Genomic DNA, 14,604 nt, shown 5'->3' on the forward strand with positions numbered 1-14,604 from the left:
CAGCACAGCCGGGGAGTTATGCAAACTAGAATTTGTGTATAACGCTACATCACTCCAAGTGTTCGAGCAGCCGCCGCGCCGCTTCCTGGCCGCTGAGCCAGGCGCCTTCTACGCGCCCGGACAGGCACCAGTCGCCGCAGGCGTACAAGCCTTGGTCAGCATCGGCCAGTGCGCCCCACTCATGATTGCTGCTGGGGCGCGCATACAGCCAGCGGTGGGCCAGGGCGAAGGTGGGCGCCGGTACCACGCAGCCGACCAGCTCGGCGAACTCGCCCCACAGCTGTTCGATCACTTGCTCCTTGGGCAGGTCGATGTGCTGCCGGCTCCAGTCGGAGGTCGCGTGCAGCACCCAGGTATCGAGTTGCTCGTCGCGGCCGGGCTTGCTGCGGTTACGGGCCAGCCAGTCAAGCGGGTTGTCCTGCACGAAGCAGCCTTGCATCGGGGTGTCCAAAGGTGTCTGGAAGGCCAGCGCGACAGCCCAGACAGGTTCCATTTGCACGCCCGCAGCCACGGCGGCCAGTTTCGGGGTGGAGGCTAGCAGTGGCGTGGCCTGCGGTGCCGGCACGGCGATCACCACGCGGCTGTAAGGACCATGGCTGCAGCCTTCGGTATCTTGCAGGTGCCAGTACTGCTTGCCACGGAACACTTCGGCGATACGGCAGCCGAAGTTCACCGTCACATCCTTGAGCAGGCCACGGGTGATGGCGCTCATACGTGGTACGCCTACCCAGCGGGTCTGTTCGTCAGGGGAGGGGGTGAGCTCGCCATCACGGTAGTTGTACAGCTGTGGCTTCCACTGCTCGGCCCAGCCGGCGGCAACCCAGTGTTGCACCTGCTCGACGAAGCGCCGGTCACGGGCAGTGAAATACTGGGCGCCGAGGTCTAGCGCGCCGGCCTCGCTGCGCTTGCTGGCCATGCGTCCACCACTGCCGTGGCCTTTGTCGAACAGATGCACGGATTGCCCGGCTTTTTGCAACGCCTGGGCGGCTGACAAGCCGGCGATACCGGCCCCGATGATGGCAATAGGTACTGTCATGATGGCCTCTTCAAACCTTGCTGTTAGCAGACTACGCTGTCAGGCAAACCTGTACAATCCAGAAATTCTGTATAAGGTTATTCCGCTTTGGCGGTCAGGTTGGCCTATGTTTATCCGAGAGCGTCGGGTCAAAAAAGTGCCTTGATGTTAAAAATAGACCACCGCCGCACTCTGCGAGGACACAGCCATGCATATATTGCTGACAGGTGGCACCGGTTTGATTGGCAAGCATCTTTGCCAGTACTGGCTTGGCCAGGGGCATCGGCTTACGGTTTGGAGCCGGCGACCTGAACAGGTGGCAAAAATATGTGGCAGTGGCGTACGTGGCATCGCCCGCCTGGAGCAACTGGAGGCGGACGATCACCTTGATGCGGTGGTCAACCTGGCCGGTGCGCCGATTGCCGATCGGCCCTGGACGGCTGCCCGACGCAACCTGCTGTGGGCCAGCCGGGTCACCCTGACCGAGCAATTGCTGGCCTGGTTGGGCACCCGTGAGCAACGCCCGCACGTGCTGATCTCCGGCTCTGCAGTGGGCTGGTACGGTGACGGTGGCGAACGCGAACTGACCGAGGCTTCGCCACCGGTGCGCGAAGATTTCGCCAGCCAGTTGTGCATTGCCTGGGAAGAGACGGCCCAGCGCTCCCAGGCTCAGGGTATCCGCGTGGTACTGGTGCGCACCGGGCTGGTGCTGGCCAGCGATGGCGGCTTTTTGTCGCGCCTGCGCGTGCCCTTCAAGCTGGGGCTGGGCGGGCCATTGGGCAATGGCCGGCAGTGGATGCCGTGGGTCCATATAGACGACCAGGTCGCCCTGATTGATTTTCTCTTGCAGCACAACGATGCCAGCGGTCCTTATAATGCCTGCGCCCCGGAGCCGGTGCGCAACCGCGAGTTCGCAAGGCGCCTGGGCCGGGCCCTGCATCGGCCAGCGCTGCTGCCAGTGCCGGCACTGTTGCTCAAGGCTGGCCTGGGCGAGATGTCGACCTTGCTGCTGGGCGGGCAGCGGGCACGCCCGGTACGCTTGCTGGCGGCTGGCTTCACTTTCCGCTTCAACGATCTGCAATCGGCCCTGGACAACCTGTCCAGCCGCCTCTGACATAGGACGCTGCATGACCGATCACGCCCTGCTGCTGGTCAACCTGGGTTCCCCGGCTTCCACCTCGGTGGCCGATGTGCGCCGCTACCTCAACCAGTTCCTCATGGACCCGTACGTGGTCGACTTGCCTTGGCCGGTGCGGCGCCTGTTGGTGTCGCTGATCCTGGTCAAGCGCCCGGAGCAGTCGGCGCATGCCTATGGCTCGATCTGGTGGGAGGAGGGATCGCCGCTGGTGGTGCTGACCCGTCGTCTGCAGTCAGCAATGGTGGAGCACTGGCCCCATGGGCCGGTGGAAATCGCCATGCGCTATGGCCAGCCAGCCTTGCCCCAAGTGCTGGAACGCCTGGCAGCCCAAGGCGTGCGCAAGGTGACCTTGGCGCCGCTTTATCCACAGTTCGCCGACAGTACCGTGACCACTGTGGTCGAGCTGGCTAAACAGGTGATCAACGAGCGCCAGTTGCCGTTGCAGATGCGCGTGCTGCAGCCGTTCTACGAGCACCCTGAATACATCGAGGCGCTGGCGGCCAGCGCCCGGCCTTACCTGGAGCAGGATTACGACCACCTGCTGCTGAGTTTCCATGGCTTGCCGGAGCGGCACTTGAAAAAGCTGTTTCCGAAGGGCAGCAAGCACGACCTGCGTACCGCCGATTGCTGCCACGGTGCATCCGCCGAGGTACGTGCGGTGTGTTACCGCGGGCAATGCCTGGCTACGGCCAAAGCCTTTGCGCAGAGAATGGCCATACCGGATGGCAAATGGTCGGTATCGTTCCAGTCTCGGCTGGGGCGGGACAAGTGGATCGAGCCCTACACCGAGACGCGGCTGGATGAGCTGGCCAAGGCTGGTGTGAAGAGGCTGCTGGTGATGTGCCCGGCATTTGTGGCCGATTGCATCGAGACGCTGGAAGAGATCGGCATGCGGGGCAGCGAACAGTTTGTCGAGGCCGGCGGGCGGGAGCTGGTGCTGGTGCCGTGCCTGAATGATCACCCCGAGTGGGTGAGGGTGCTGGCGGATATGTGCGAAAAGGCCTGACACTGCGGCTGCCTGTACCGGCCCTATCGCCGGCAAGCCAGCTCCCACAAGGGCATCACAGTCTCTGAAACCTGTGGTGTACCTGTGGGAGCTGGCTTGCCGGCGATAGGGCCGGCTCAGGTTAAAGCCGGATCAAGGCAACTGATCATCCAGCTTCTTGTGCTTCCAGCCATCATTGCCCGGCAGGATGAGGTTCAGGGCAATTGCCACGATGGCGCACAGGGCGATGCCCTTCAGGCCCCAGTCATCCGGGCCGTCACCGCTGCCGATCAGCACGCCGCCGATACCAAACACCAGGGTTACCGACACGATCACCAGGTTGCGCGCTTCGGCCAGGTCGATCTTGTGGCGGATCATGGTGTTCATGCCCACCGCCGCGATCGAACCGAACAGCAGGCACAGAATGCCGCCCATCACGGGTACCGGGATGCTTTGCAGCAGTGCGCCGAACTTGCCGATGAACGCCAGGGTAATGGCGAAGACCGCCGCCCAGGTCATGATTTTCGGGTTGTAGTTCTTGGTCAGCATCACCGCGCCAGTCACTTCGGCGTAGGTGGTGTTGGGCGGTCCGCCGAACAGGCCGGCTGCCGTGGTGGCCAGGCCGTCACCCAGCAAGGTGCGGTGCAGGCCAGGCTTTTTCAGGTAGTCACGGCCGGTCACGCTACCGACCGCAATCACCCCGCCAATGTGCTCGATCGCCGGTGCCAGGGCAACCGGGACGATAAACAGGATGGCCTGCCAGTTGAATGCTGGTGCAGTGAAGTTAGGGATTTCCAGCCACGGTGCAGCGGCGATCTTCGCCGTGTCGACCACGCCAAAGGCGAAGGCCAGGGCAAAGCCCACCAGCACGCCGGAGATGATCGGTACCAGGCGGAAAATGCCCTTGCCGAACACGGCGACGATCAAGGTGGTCAGCAGGGCTGGCATGGAGATCAGCATGGCGGTCTTGTACGGCATCAGTGCTGCGCCGTCCCCACCTTTGCCCATCGCCATGTTGGCAGCGATCGGTGCCATGGCCAGGCCGATGGAGATGATCACCGGGCCAATCACCACAGGCGGCAGCATGCGGTCGATGAAACCGGTGCCTTTGATTTTTACCATCAGGCCCATGAAGGTGTACACGAAACCTGCAGCCATCACGCCGCCCATGGTCTCGGCCAGGCCGAACTGGCCCTTGGCGAGGATGATCGGGGTGATGAAGGCAAAGCTGGAGGCCAGGAACACCGGTACCTGGCGGCCGGTTACCAGCTGGAACAGCAGCGTGCCGATGCCGGCAGTGAACAACGCGACGTTCGGGTCGAGGCCGGTGATCAGTGGCATCAGCACCAACGCGCCAAATGCCACGAAGAGCATCTGCGCGCCCGAAACGACCTGGCGCCAGAGCGGGTCGTTGAAGCCGTCCTGCATGGTCAGGCGTCCTTTTGCTTGGTGCCGAAGATCTTGTCACCGGCATCGCCCAGGCCCGGCACGATGTAGCCGTGCTCGTTCAGGCGCTGGTCGATCGAAGCGGTGTAGATCTTCACGTCCGGGTGGGCTTTTTCCACCACTTCGATGCCTTCTGGCGCGGCGACCAGCACCATGGCGCGGATCTCTTTGCAGCCGGCCTTTTTCAGCAGGTCGATGGTGGCGACCATCGAAGCGCCGGTAGCCAGCATCGGGTCGATGATCAGGGCCAGACGCTGGTTGATGTCCGGCGCGAGCTTTTCCAGGTAGGTATGGGCTTCGAGGGTTTCTTCGTTGCGGGCAACGCCAACGGCACTGACCTTGGCACCCGGGATCAGGCTGAGCACGCCGTCAAGCATGCCGATACCCGCGCGCAGGATCGGTACCACGGTGATCTTCTTGCCGGCAATTTTTTCAACTTGCACCTTGCCACACCAGCCATCGATCTCGTAGGTTTCGAGTGGCAGGTCCTGGGTGGCTTCGTAGGTCAGTAGCGCGCCGACTTCCTGGGCGAGTTCGCGAAAATTCTTGGTGCTGATATCGGCACGGCGCATCAGGCCGAGCTTGTGGCGGATCAGCGGGTGGCGGATCTCACGAGTGGGCATAGGGGGCTCCGAAAGGCGGGCAAAAAAACCGCGCTAGATTAATCTATTCAGCCTGTGCTGTCGTCTGGTCATTCTGGACGTTAGTCCATAAATGCTTGATCTGGGACGAGCGGATGCGTACCTTTGCCCGCTTTTCCAAAATGCACCCCCGGAGAGCGCCATGTCCGCCGATCTCGAGCACATCCGTCAAGTCATGCGTGAAGCTGACTGCCTGTACACCGAAGCCGAAGTCGAAGCGGCCATCGCCAAAGTCGGCGAGCAGATCTGCAAGGACCTGCACGACAAGAACCCGGTGGTGTTCTGCGTGATGAACGGTGGCCTTATCTTCTCCGGCAAACTGCTGACCCACCTGCAGTTCCCGCTGGAAGCTTCGTACCTGCACGCCACCCGCTACCGCAACCAGACCAGCGGCGGCGAGCTGTTCTGGAAGGCCAAGCCTGAAGTGTCGTTCATCGACCGTGACGTGCTGATCGTCGACGACATCCTTGACGAAGGCCACACCCTCAGCGCCATCATCGAGTTCTGCAAGCATGCCGGCGCGCGCTCGGTGCACACCGCTGTCCTGATCGACAAGGACCACGACCGCAAGGCCAGCCCGGACCTCAAGGCCAACTATGTGGGCCTGCCGTGTGTCGACCGCTACATCTTCGGTTACGGCATGGACTACAAAGGCTACTGGCGCAATGCCAACGGCATTTTCGCCGTCAAGGGGCTGTGACCATGCGCCAGCCTGCGTTCATCGACCAATCGCTGTTCGCCGGGCTGGCCGAAAAGGCTGCCGCCAACCCGCGTGGGCGGCAGCACCATACCTTCCATGAAATGGAAGAGCCCTGCCACCGCATGGCGGTCGGGCTGCAGCCGAGTACCTACATTCCGCCGCACCGCCACCTGAGCGCCGACAAGGCCGAGACCTTGTTAGCGCTGAAGGGGCGCTTCGGCCTGCTGATATTCGATGATCAGGGAAGGGTGACTGACAAGCGGGAGCTGCAGGCAGGCGGTGATTGCCTGGGTGTGGACTTGGCACCCGATACCTACCATGGGCTGGTGGTGCTGGAGCCGGACAGCATCTTGTTCGAATGCAAGGCCGGGCCTTACCGGCCGGTGGGCGAGGGCGAACATGCACACTGGGCGCCGCGCGAGGGGGAAGCCGGCGTGGCCGAGTACCAGGCCTGGATGCTCGCGCAGTTCGATTGAGGTTGCCTGCACCCGGCATGCTAGAGTGCTCCTTCATACAAGGAGCCTCACATGCGTGCGATTCTTCCCCTCCTGCTGGCCGTCAGCATGCCACTCGCCGCCGCCCCCCTGCACAGCCAGTTCCTGCCGCCCGATGATCAGTCCTTGCGCCAGGAAGCGCCGACCGGTCAGCAACTGCTGCAAGTGACCGACTACTCGGTGGTGGTGGGGGCCCAGCGCCAGTCCGACCAGCAGCCGATCCCGATCACCTCGTCGTTGCAGGTGCGCCTGAAGGGCAAGCCGTTGAGCAAGGGCGCGACCATCGCCCAAGTGCTGCTGACCTTCGACGGCGAAGCGGCCAAGAGCTTGAAGAAGCCCGTGTATGACGAAAAAAGCCGCACCTTGAGCCTTAATTACCCGGTCAGTGACTACCGGGTAATCATGGACCTGCTGCGTAACGAGACCCTGTACGTGCAGTTTCTCACCTATGGTAACGGCCACATCTGGGCCGACCTGCACACCGGTACCGTACGTACGCGTTGAGCCACGCGGCCTGCGAGGGGTAAACTGCCGGCCTTCGAAATCCCGTGATGGTCCAGTTGGAGTCGGCAATGCGTAAAGACAAGAAACAGGTAATCGGCGACGAAATCAGCGACGACTACATCAAGTCGTTCCTTCAGTTCGAACCGGCCGATGGCGTGACCTCTCCTTCGCACCACAAGCTGGTCAAGGCGTACCGCGGGCTGCGTGTCGACGATTTCGAGCGCTTTGTCGGCTTCTTTGTCGAAGCTGGCCTGGACCTGGATGGCAAGGACGAGCACGGCAAGACCTTCGTCGAGCAAATTGCCGACCAGCGCAATGCGCCTGAGTACATCGAGATCATCGACAACGCCCGCGGTTGATTTGTAAGCCTGTACCGGCCTCTTCGCGGCTTCAGCCGCGAAGAGGCCGGTACAGGCAGATAACGCCTCAGGCACAAAAAAACGCCCCGAGGGGCGTTTTTTCGTTACCGGGCGGTTCAGGCGTAGTGCTTGGCCGCCGGGCTGCTTTCCACCAGGTCCAGCGCCACATCGTTGTCGGCACTGATCTTTCGGTACAGGGCAGCATCGGTTGCCAGTGTCTTCTCGCGCGCCGGGAAGATTTCCTTGAGCTTGGCAGCCCAGGCACCTTTGGCCTGCTCGGGGAAGCAGCGTTCGATCAGTTCCAGCATGATCGACACGGTCACCGAAGCGCCTGGCGAAGCGCCGAGCAGTGCGGCGAGGCTGCCGTCCTGGGCCGAGACCAGCTCGGTACCAAACTGCAGCACACCACCTTTTTTCGGGTCTTTCTTGATGATCTGCACGCGCTGACCAGCCACTTCCAGGCGCCAGTCTTCGGCCTTGGCCTGCGGATAGAAGCGACGCAGGGCTTCCAGACGCTGCTCCATAGACTGCATCACTTCGCTGACCAGGTACTTGGTCAGGTCCATGTTGTCACGGGCCACGGCCAGCATCGGGCCGATGTTGCCCATGCGCACCGACAGCGGCAGGTCCATCAGCGAACCGTGCTTGAGGAACTTGGTGGTGAAGCCGGCGTACGGGCCGAACAGCAGCGAAGTCTTGCCGTCCACAACGCGGGTATCCAGGTGCGGTACCGACATCGGCGGGGCGCCCACGGCGGCCTGGCTGTAGACCTTGGCCTGGTGCTGCTTGACGATTTCCGGATTGTCGCAACGCAGCCACTGGCCGCTGACCGGGAAGCCGCCAAAGCCTTTGCTTTCCGGGATGCCCGAGACCTGCAGCAGCGGCAGGGCCGCGCCGCCGGCGCCGAGGAAGACAAAGCGGGCGTCGACTTCGCGGCTGCCGCCGCTGTTGACGTCCTTGATGCTCACGGTCCAGCCTTTGCCGTTACGGCGCAGGCCGACGACCTTCTTGCTGTATTTCACCTGCGCGTCCGGCGAGTCGCCCAGCAGCTTGAGCAGCTTGTTGGTCAGGGCGCCGAAGTTGACGTCGGTGCCTTTGGCTACACGAGTAGCTGCAATGTGCTGGTCGGCCGGACGGCCTGGCATCATCAACGGCATCCAGTCGCTCATCACCGCCTTGTCTTCGGTGTATTCCATGTCAGCGAAGGCATGGTGCTGCTTGAGCAGCTCGAAGCGCTTCTTGAGGAAGGAAACACCCTTGTCACCCTCGACGTAGCTCAGGTGCGGGACAGGGTTGATGAACGCACGCGCCGAGCCGAAGTTGCCCTTCTTGCTCAGGTAGGCCCAGAACTGGCGCGACACCTCGAACTGGGCGTTGATGTGCACGGCCTTCTTGATGTCGATGCTGCCATCGGCGGCCTGGGGCGTGTAGTTAAGCTCGCACAGACCAGCGTGGCCGGTACCTGCGTTGTTCCAGGGGTTGGAGCTTTCCGCGGCTCCGGAGTCCATCGCCTCGACGACCTCAAGCTTCAGGGTCGGGTCAAGCTCCTTCAGCAGTACGGCCAGGGTGGCACTCATGATGCCCGCGCCTACCAGTACTACATCAACCGATTCGTTCTGCGCCATTTAACGCGTCTCCACAATCTACAGCTACCTAATTGACAGCATAGGACCTGGGGTAGCCAGGGTCGCCATGTCCGACTTTTCGCAGTTCTTGCAACTTCCGCGGACACCGCCAATCAGTCTTCGGGTTCAGCTATTGAACGCCGTTTGCCACGGGTGCGGCAATTCGACTTATGGTCAAGGTGTCGTGCGTGCGTTATGGAACGGTTCAGACACTCATACGGGATGAGCGCATTTGCCGCCTGTTCAGGGCTGTTCGGGACACATCTGCCGCTTTTGCACATGCCAGACTGTTCATTTGCTCGCCACACTCTTGTGAAGTTGTGAAAACCGTTTTTTCACGCTCTTTTGGAGACGTGAACCTCAAAAGGGGACTGCGCGATGGCAACCCGCAGGTTCATGCAGTGTGAAGGGCCGGAAAAGCAGGCACGACAGCCGATGCAAGACCTGAGTGGAAGGCTCTCTGTGGGCGAAGCGGTGAAGTTGCCGGGGTCAATCGGCGAGTGCGGGGCCCGATCAGGAGACGTCCTTATAATCGGGGGGAGATTATAGCGATGTCGCGGGCAGAAATGTCGCCATTCGTGGTTTTTATTGCAGCGTTTGTCAGGCCGCGAGGATGCGCTGGTGCCAGCGGCGGCTTGCGCGAGCGCAAACCCGGGCGTCGGCGGGCAGCTCGCGGCCCAGCCAGGCCAGCTGGATGTCACCAACCTGGACCCAGCCGCTGCCGCTTGGCACCTGGCTGCATTGCTTGAAAGCCAAGCATTTGCCTTGGCCATCGAGGCAGGCGTAGGTGTTGTGGCGCGGGCGTTGGAAAAGCAGAGTCCAGAGCGAGGCCATGGCGGCGAGTCCTTTGCATGAGGGCTTGGCGCAAGGATAAGGGTGGGGCCATGAAACGATTGTGACAAGCGGGTCGGGCCGATGACTGGTCTGTGCCTGGCTAGGTATACTGTGGGCCTTTGCCGCATTTTCTGGAGAAACGCGCATGTTGCAACGTCTGTTGTTCGGTTTGATTGCCGTGGCCAGCCTCAGCCTGGTCGGTTGTGCCCACAGCCCGCAACAACTCAACCCGCAACCCACGCTCAAGGCCCAGCTCGCCCCTGTGGGTCACGGCCAGCCGGTCGTGGTGCGGGTGGTTGACGGCCGGCCTTCGCAATCCTTGGGCACCCGTGGTGGCATGTACCCTGAGACCAGCACCATCAGCGTCAGCGGTAACGACGTGGTACCCAAGCTGCAGGCCCAGGCCGAAGCTGCCGTGCGCCTGCTCGGCTTCACCCCGACGCCGAACGCCTCTGGTGCACCCCAGCTGACCGTGACCCTGGCCGAGCTGAAATATCAGTCGCCTAAAGACAACCTGTACGTGACCGAGGCTACTATCGGCGCCACCTTCCGCGCCGACGTGCGCAATGGCGGGCGCAGCTACAGCGGTCGCTACGGCGCTTCGCTGGACCAGCGTTTCGGCATGGCGCCGAACCAGGACACCAATACCCAGCTGGTGGGTGATGTGCTGAGCGATGCCCTGACCCGCCTGTTCAAAGACCCGACCATCGGGCAGGTGCTGGGCCAGTAAGCGTTTGGCTGGATGAAAAAAACCCGCTCCCTGTGCCAGGTAGCGGGTTTTTTGTTGCCTGTGCTGGCCTCTTCGCGGGTAAACCCGCGAAGAGGCCGGTTCAGGCTTACGCTGCTTCTACGTAGAAATCCAGCAAGCTGAAGCCCGTCCCGGCATCGACCTCTGGCAAATCTTCATGTACATGCCCGCCCAGCGCACAGTAGACCAGCCACTGGCGGTCCTGCACATTGATGGCAAAACCATCGATCAACGCCTGTTGTTCATCGCTCTGGGCAACGAGGTAGAGGCGGTCCTGGTTTTCGGCGTGCAACATGAACAAGCTCCGGATCATGAGAGGCCGACAGGGTGGCCTGTTCAGATGACGAGCAAATGACAGATGAAATTTAATGACACTTTGTCGCCCATGCCGGGCGCCGAACAGCGACTTGGGTAGAATGCGTGCCTTTGCCGCTGCTCACACCGAGGTTGCGTGATGTCCTTGCAAGTGCTCTGGGGGTTCCTGGCCGCCCATCCCACCAAGTTGATCAACCTGCTGGCGCTGCTGCTGACCTGCCCGGGCGGGTTGCTGCTGCACAGCGCACGGCGGCGCGAGGCCGAGACCCGCGAATACATGGCGGTGGAGGAGGGGGTGGTGGACGCGTTCGACCTGCGGGTGCCACGCTACTTCTACATTCTCGGTTTTTCGTGCCTGGCGATGGCGTTGCTGTTGTCCTGGTTCAGTACCTGGGTCTGAGAACCATTGGGGCTGCAACGCAGCCCCCGGGATCGATCAGGCGACCGGCGTCTGCTGCCTGACCTGATACTGGTTACGCACCGGCGTCGCATACTGCAACACAAGGTAAGGCCGCTGCTCTTCAGGGCAGGCATCTAGCCGGCGCTGCCATTCTTCCTTGGCCTTGGCCAGCTCGTCCGCCGGGAACACCTTTTCGGCACTCGGCACCTGCAGCGCCTCATCCTTGCTGTCCCACATCGCATACGCCAGGTAATGCACCGGGAACAGGCGGTAGCTGCCAAGGATCTGCCGGTCGATTTCGGCTGCCAGCTGCTTGGTGTCCTCGTAGTACGCGGTCACCGGCGGGGTGAACGTGATGTGCACCCGGCCCTTGTAGCCAGTAATGCCCTTGGCGATGCTGTTGTCATCCTCGCCGGGTGCCTTCTTGTAGGTACCGGTGGTGGCGCGGATGTACAGCTCGCGGGCCTTGGCCTGGTCGCACGGGTCGTATTCGTAGCTGATCGACACCGGCGTCAGGTTCAGGCTCTGGATCACCGCACCGAATGGTTCGTCCTTGCGGCTCATGTGGAACATCTTGAGGATCGCCGAATCGGTGCGGTCGTCACCGTCCTTGGCGCGGCCTTCGGCCTGGGCGATCCAGATCGACGTGGCGTCGTTGCGGATCGAGTGGCTGATGTAGGCCGAGAGCAACTGATAGGCTGCCAGCTTCTCGCGGCGCCCGCTGATCGAACGGTGCACGATGAAGCTCTTGTTCAGACGCATCATGTCGCTGACAAACGGCCTTTGCAGCAGGTTGTCACCAATGGCAATGCGAGGGGTGGGCAAGCCTGCGTGGTACACCGCGTAGTTGACAAACGCCGGGTCCATGACGATGTCACGGTGGTTGGCCAGGAACAGGTAGGCGGTGCCGGCCTTGAGTTGTTCCACGCCCGAATAGGTAACGCCGTCTGTGGCGCGGTCGATGGTCTGGTCGACGTAATACTCGACTTTGTCCTGCAAGGTCGAAACGCAGGTGACGCCGGCGAATTCCTTGCGCAGGCGGCGTGCAATCAGTGGCTTGAGCAACCAGCCGAGAGCACCGGCCGCACGCGGGAAGCGGAAGTGGGTGAGGATATCGAGGAATGCCGGGTCGCTGAGCAGGCGTGCCAGAACGGCAGGGACCTCAGCGTCGTCGTACGGTCGGATGGCATCGAATTCGCCCATCATGCTCTCTTGTTGGAAACGGCTAGGGTAATAAGGTAGGGGCGGGCTCCGAAAAACGGCTCGGACACACACAGGCCCTGTAAACAGACCGGCAATTATACGCATAAGTCACCCCGGAGGCCGCGATGCTGGAAACTGCGAACTACGAATGCCCTTATTGTGGCGAAGAAGTCGAAACCACGGTCGACCTGTCCGGTGGCGATCAGGAGTACATCGAGGACTGCCAGGTGTGCTGCAAGCCTATCCGCTTCGTGCTGCAGGTGCATGGCGAGGAGTGGATGCTGGACGTCTTCGGTGAGAACGACTGATGCGGCGTATCTACGAACCTGAAAACCTGCTGGAAGCCGAAATGCTGGTCGGCATGCTGGCCAGTGAAGGCATCAACGTGCAGCTGGTGGGCCGTGACTTGATGGGGGGCGTAGGCGAACTGCCCCTGCAAGGCCTGCTCGGGCTTGCGGTAGCTGATGAGCAGGCCGAGTACGCACGGCAGCTGATCGATGCGTACAATGCTGCCCAGCCACTGGTTGGCGACGAACCGGAGAGCTTCCCCGGTACCTTGATCTGCTAGGTTCTGAATTCGCCCATGTGTGGACGTTATGCCCTGTTTCGCTGGCCCCAGGCGCTTGCCAGCCTGCCTGGCTTCCCCGAAGGCCAGCCGGCCCAATGGAACATTTCGCCCGGGGCTTCGGTGTTGATCCAGCGCCAGCTCGACGGCCAGCAGCAACTGGCCAAGGCGCGCTGGGGGCTTACCCCGGCCTGGCTCACAGACCTGTCCCGCACCCCCGCGCATGCCCGCGCCGAAACCCTGGTCGAGCAGCCAATGTTTCGCGACGCATTTCGCCAGCGTCGCTGCCTGATGCCGGCCAATGGCTTTTACGAGTGGCGTGGCAACGTGCGTAAACGCCCGTACTGGTTAACCCCGGGGGAGGGCTCGTCGCTGTATTTTGCAGCAGTGTGGGAGGCCTACCCGGTGCAGGACCAGGTGTGGCTGAGCTGCGCGGTGGTGACCCAGGCGGCCATGAGCCAGCGTCGGCCGCTGATACTGGACGAGGCGGGGCAGGCAGCATGGCTTGATCCGGATACGCCGATTACCCGCCTGCATGAGTTGCTGGCCAGCCCGTCGGTAACATTGCGAGAGCGGGCCTTGGCCAATTTCGTCAATGACCCGAAGCTGGATGCGCCGGAGTGCCTCACGCCGGCCTGATGCTCTGGCCCTTTCGCGGGCATGCCCGCGAAAGGGCCGGTACAGGCGAAGAAAATCTTCCCTACGGCTATAGCGGGCACTGGCGACTCGGCCTAGGATACGGCGCATGTAAAAAGGGAGTGTTTTCATGCGTAAGTCTTTTGTCGTCAGCCTGTTGAGTGCTGGCATCCTGCTGGCCGGTTGCCAGGCGGTGAACACCACCAGCGGCGGCGCTGTCGGCGTGCAGCGCCAGCAGTACATGTTCAGCATGCTCTCGACCGATGAGGTCAACCAGATGTACGCCCAGTCGTACCAGCAGACCCTGGGTGAGGCATCGAGCAAAGGTGTACTCGACAAATCCAGTGCCGATGCCAAGCGCGTACAGGCCATCGCCAACCGCCTGATCGCCCAGGCGCCCAAGTTCCGCCCGGATGCCGCGCAATGGAACTGGGAAGTCAACGTGATCAAGAGCGACGAACTGAACGCCAACTGCGGCCCGGGCGGCAAGATCATTGTCTACACCGGGCTGATCGATCAGCTCAAGCTCACCGATGCGGAAATCGCCGCGGTGGTGGGGCACGAGATTGCCCACGCCCTGCGTGAGCACAGCCGCGAGGCCATGTCCAAGGCGTACGGCGTGGAAATGGCCCGTCAGGGTGCCGGTGCCATCTTCGGCCTCGGCCAAGGCAGCATGGCCATGGCCGACACCGTGGTGAACTACGCCATGACCCTGCCCAACAGCCGGGCCAACGAGAACGAGGCCGACCTGATTGGCCTGGAGCTTTCGGCGCGTGCCGGCTACGACCCGAATGCCGCGATTACCTTGTGGAACAAGATGAGCAAGGCTTCCGAAGGTGCACCGCCTGAGTTCATGAGCACTCACCCGGCGTCCGAAAGCCGCATCGCTTCACTGCAGGCGGCGATTCCGAAGGTGATGCCGCTGTATCAGGCTGCGGCCAAGCCGTAAGACTTTGTTTTCGGTTTACGCGGTCCCATTGTAGGAGCAGCCTTGTG

At 62.1% G+C, this 14,604-nt stretch carries 19 protein-coding genes; 12 read left to right on the forward strand and 7 right to left on the reverse strand.

Annotation, left to right across the window (positions count from 1 at the left end; translation table 11 throughout):
- Positions 1 to 49: 49 nt before the first annotated feature.
- Complete coding sequence (locus SB756_RS09755; RefSeq protein ID WP_341797560.1) at positions 50 to 1,036, reverse strand: NAD(P)/FAD-dependent oxidoreductase; 987 nt, start codon at positions 1,034 to 1,036, stop codon at positions 50 to 52.
- A gap of 187 nt (positions 1,037 to 1,223) precedes the next feature.
- Here SB756_RS09755 and SB756_RS09760 point away from each other — a divergent pair, with 187 nt between their 5' ends.
- On the forward strand, positions 1,224 to 2,129 hold the full coding sequence (locus SB756_RS09760; RefSeq protein WP_410910752.1) for a TIGR01777 family oxidoreductase: 906 nt from the start codon (positions 1,224 to 1,226) through the stop codon (positions 2,127 to 2,129).
- Positions 2,130 to 2,142: 13 nt separating this feature from the next.
- Positions 2,143 to 3,159, forward strand: a complete 1,017-nt coding sequence (gene hemH / locus SB756_RS09765) for a ferrochelatase (protein WP_341797562.1) — start codon at positions 2,143 to 2,145, stop codon at positions 3,157 to 3,159.
- Positions 3,160 to 3,291: 132 nt separating this feature from the next.
- On the opposite strand, the gene SB756_RS09770 is transcribed toward hemH, so the two are convergent.
- Positions 3,292 to 4,566, reverse strand: coding sequence for a uracil-xanthine permease family protein (locus tag SB756_RS09770; RefSeq protein WP_016501493.1), 1,275 nt, complete (start codon positions 4,564 to 4,566; stop codon positions 3,292 to 3,294).
- A 2-nt stretch (positions 4,567 to 4,568) separates the two neighbouring features.
- Positions 4,569 to 5,207: a uracil phosphoribosyltransferase gene (upp, locus tag SB756_RS09775; protein ID WP_016501492.1), complete on the reverse strand. Its 639-nt coding sequence runs from the start codon at positions 5,205 to 5,207 to the stop codon at positions 4,569 to 4,571.
- 160 nt (positions 5,208 to 5,367) lie between these two features.
- On the opposite strand from upp, the gene SB756_RS09780 reads away from it, so the two are divergent.
- The 4 genes from SB756_RS09780 to SB756_RS09795 all read left to right on the forward strand — a co-directional run bounded on the left by SB756_RS09780 (position 5,368) and on the right by SB756_RS09795 (position 7,282).
- On the forward strand, positions 5,368 to 5,925 hold the full coding sequence (locus SB756_RS09780) for a hypoxanthine-guanine phosphoribosyltransferase (RefSeq protein WP_016501490.1): 558 nt from the start codon (positions 5,368 to 5,370) through the stop codon (positions 5,923 to 5,925).
- Positions 5,926 to 5,927: 2 nt separating this feature from the next.
- Complete coding sequence (locus SB756_RS09785; RefSeq protein ID WP_341797563.1) at positions 5,928 to 6,401, forward strand: WbuC family cupin fold metalloprotein; 474 nt, start codon at positions 5,928 to 5,930, stop codon at positions 6,399 to 6,401.
- A gap of 51 nt (positions 6,402 to 6,452) precedes the next feature.
- Positions 6,453 to 6,923, forward strand: a complete 471-nt coding sequence (locus SB756_RS09790) for a hypothetical protein (RefSeq protein WP_016501488.1) — start codon at positions 6,453 to 6,455, stop codon at positions 6,921 to 6,923.
- A gap of 68 nt (positions 6,924 to 6,991) precedes the next feature.
- Positions 6,992 to 7,282 carry a PA4642 family protein gene (locus SB756_RS09795; RefSeq protein ID WP_016501487.1) on the forward strand — a complete coding sequence of 97 codons (291 nt, stop codon included), beginning with the start codon at positions 6,992 to 6,994 and terminating at the stop codon, positions 7,280 to 7,282.
- A 116-nt stretch (positions 7,283 to 7,398) separates the two neighbouring features.
- Here SB756_RS09795 and mqo read toward each other — a convergent pair whose 3' ends face one another.
- Both mqo and SB756_RS09805 read right to left on the reverse strand, forming a co-directional pair.
- The gene (gene mqo, locus SB756_RS09800; protein ID WP_410910753.1) at positions 7,399 to 8,907 is read right to left on the reverse strand and encodes a malate dehydrogenase (quinone); all 1,509 of its coding nucleotides are present in this window, start codon (positions 8,905 to 8,907) and stop codon (positions 7,399 to 7,401) included.
- A 600-nt stretch (positions 8,908 to 9,507) separates the two neighbouring features.
- The gene (locus tag SB756_RS09805; protein WP_410910754.1) at positions 9,508 to 9,741 is read right to left on the reverse strand and encodes a hypothetical protein; all 234 of its coding nucleotides are present in this window, start codon (positions 9,739 to 9,741) and stop codon (positions 9,508 to 9,510) included.
- Positions 9,742 to 9,886: 145 nt separating this feature from the next.
- Here SB756_RS09805 and SB756_RS09810 point away from each other — a divergent pair, with 145 nt between their 5' ends.
- Complete coding sequence (locus tag SB756_RS09810; RefSeq protein WP_016484885.1) at positions 9,887 to 10,471, forward strand: YajG family lipoprotein; 585 nt, start codon at positions 9,887 to 9,889, stop codon at positions 10,469 to 10,471.
- Between the two features lie 106 nt (positions 10,472 to 10,577).
- Here SB756_RS09810 and SB756_RS09815 read toward each other — a convergent pair whose 3' ends face one another.
- The gene (locus SB756_RS09815; RefSeq protein WP_016501484.1) at positions 10,578 to 10,784 is read right to left on the reverse strand and encodes a hypothetical protein; all 207 of its coding nucleotides are present in this window, start codon (positions 10,782 to 10,784) and stop codon (positions 10,578 to 10,580) included.
- Between the two features lie 159 nt (positions 10,785 to 10,943).
- Between SB756_RS09815 and SB756_RS09820 the strand changes: the two genes are divergently transcribed.
- On the forward strand, positions 10,944 to 11,204 hold the full coding sequence (locus tag SB756_RS09820) for a hypothetical protein (protein WP_016484887.1): 261 nt from the start codon (positions 10,944 to 10,946) through the stop codon (positions 11,202 to 11,204).
- A 36-nt stretch (positions 11,205 to 11,240) separates the two neighbouring features.
- On the opposite strand, the gene SB756_RS09825 is transcribed toward SB756_RS09820, so the two are convergent.
- Positions 11,241 to 12,407 carry a 1-acyl-sn-glycerol-3-phosphate acyltransferase gene (locus SB756_RS09825; protein WP_410910755.1) on the reverse strand — a complete coding sequence of 389 codons (1,167 nt, stop codon included), beginning with the start codon at positions 12,405 to 12,407 and terminating at the stop codon, positions 11,241 to 11,243.
- Positions 12,408 to 12,532: 125 nt separating this feature from the next.
- Between SB756_RS09825 and SB756_RS09830 the strand changes: the two genes are divergently transcribed.
- From SB756_RS09830 to SB756_RS09845, 4 genes are all read left to right on the forward strand, one after another.
- Positions 12,533 to 12,715 (forward strand): CPXCG motif-containing cysteine-rich protein, encoded by a 183-nt coding sequence (locus tag SB756_RS09830; protein WP_341797567.1) that lies wholly within the window; start codon positions 12,533 to 12,535, stop codon positions 12,713 to 12,715.
- Positions 12,715 to 12,975, forward strand: a complete 261-nt coding sequence (locus tag SB756_RS09835; RefSeq protein WP_341797568.1) for a putative signal transducing protein — start codon at positions 12,715 to 12,717, stop codon at positions 12,973 to 12,975. Before SB756_RS09830 ends, SB756_RS09835 begins: the two co-directional genes overlap by 1 nt.
- Before the next feature lie 15 nt (positions 12,976 to 12,990).
- Complete coding sequence (locus SB756_RS09840; RefSeq protein ID WP_341797569.1) at positions 12,991 to 13,611, forward strand: SOS response-associated peptidase; 621 nt, start codon at positions 12,991 to 12,993, stop codon at positions 13,609 to 13,611.
- 127 nt (positions 13,612 to 13,738) lie between these two features.
- A complete protein-coding gene (locus SB756_RS09845; protein ID WP_410910756.1) occupies positions 13,739 to 14,557 on the forward strand; it encodes a M48 family metallopeptidase in 819 nt (272 codons plus the stop codon).
- Positions 14,558 to 14,604 lie beyond the last annotated feature (47 nt).

Source organism: Pseudomonas sp. SIMBA_068, assembly GCF_046534705.1.
Lineage (GTDB): Bacteria > Pseudomonadota > Gammaproteobacteria > Pseudomonadales > Pseudomonadaceae > Aquipseudomonas > Aquipseudomonas putida.

Bases quoted from the DNA above. Each gene is read 5' to 3' on its own strand.
- SB756_RS09785 (WP_341797563.1), top strand. From the start codon at position 5,928: ATGCGCCAGCCTGCGTTCATCGACCAATCGCTGTTCGCCGGGCTGGCC.
- SB756_RS09780 (WP_016501490.1), top strand. From the start codon at position 5,368: ATGTCCGCCGATCTCGAGCACATCCGTCAAGTCATGCGTGAAGCTGAC.
- SB756_RS09805 (WP_410910754.1), bottom strand. From the start codon at position 9,741: ATGGCCTCGCTCTGGACTCTGCTTTTCCAACGCCCGCGCCACAACACC.
- SB756_RS09790 (WP_016501488.1), top strand. From the start codon at position 6,453: ATGCGTGCGATTCTTCCCCTCCTGCTGGCCGTCAGCATGCCACTCGCC.
- SB756_RS09820 (WP_016484887.1), top strand. From the start codon at position 10,944: ATGTCCTTGCAAGTGCTCTGGGGGTTCCTGGCCGCCCATCCCACCAAG.
- SB756_RS09770 (WP_016501493.1), bottom strand. From the start codon at position 4,566: ATGCAGGACGGCTTCAACGACCCGCTCTGGCGCCAGGTCGTTTCGGGC.
- mqo (WP_410910753.1), bottom strand. From the start codon at position 8,907: ATGGCGCAGAACGAATCGGTTGATGTAGTACTGGTAGGCGCGGGCATC.
- SB756_RS09760 (WP_410910752.1), top strand. From the start codon at position 1,224: ATGCATATATTGCTGACAGGTGGCACCGGTTTGATTGGCAAGCATCTT.
- SB756_RS09840 (WP_341797569.1), top strand. From the start codon at position 12,991: ATGTGTGGACGTTATGCCCTGTTTCGCTGGCCCCAGGCGCTTGCCAGC.
- SB756_RS09825 (WP_410910755.1), bottom strand. From the start codon at position 12,407: ATGGGCGAATTCGATGCCATCCGACCGTACGACGACGCTGAGGTCCCT.
- SB756_RS09810 (WP_016484885.1), top strand. From the start codon at position 9,887: ATGTTGCAACGTCTGTTGTTCGGTTTGATTGCCGTGGCCAGCCTCAGC.
- SB756_RS09755 (WP_341797560.1), bottom strand. From the start codon at position 1,036: ATGACAGTACCTATTGCCATCATCGGGGCCGGTATCGCCGGCTTGTCA.
- SB756_RS09795 (WP_016501487.1), top strand. From the start codon at position 6,992: ATGCGTAAAGACAAGAAACAGGTAATCGGCGACGAAATCAGCGACGAC.
- SB756_RS09830 (WP_341797567.1), top strand. From the start codon at position 12,533: ATGCTGGAAACTGCGAACTACGAATGCCCTTATTGTGGCGAAGAAGTC.
- upp (WP_016501492.1), bottom strand. From the start codon at position 5,207: ATGCCCACTCGTGAGATCCGCCACCCGCTGATCCGCCACAAGCTCGGC.
- SB756_RS09845 (WP_410910756.1), top strand. From the start codon at position 13,739: ATGCGTAAGTCTTTTGTCGTCAGCCTGTTGAGTGCTGGCATCCTGCTG.
- hemH (WP_341797562.1), top strand. From the start codon at position 2,143: ATGACCGATCACGCCCTGCTGCTGGTCAACCTGGGTTCCCCGGCTTCC.
- SB756_RS09815 (WP_016501484.1), bottom strand. From the start codon at position 10,784: ATGTTGCACGCCGAAAACCAGGACCGCCTCTACCTCGTTGCCCAGAGC.
- SB756_RS09835 (WP_341797568.1), top strand. From the start codon at position 12,715: ATGCGGCGTATCTACGAACCTGAAAACCTGCTGGAAGCCGAAATGCTG.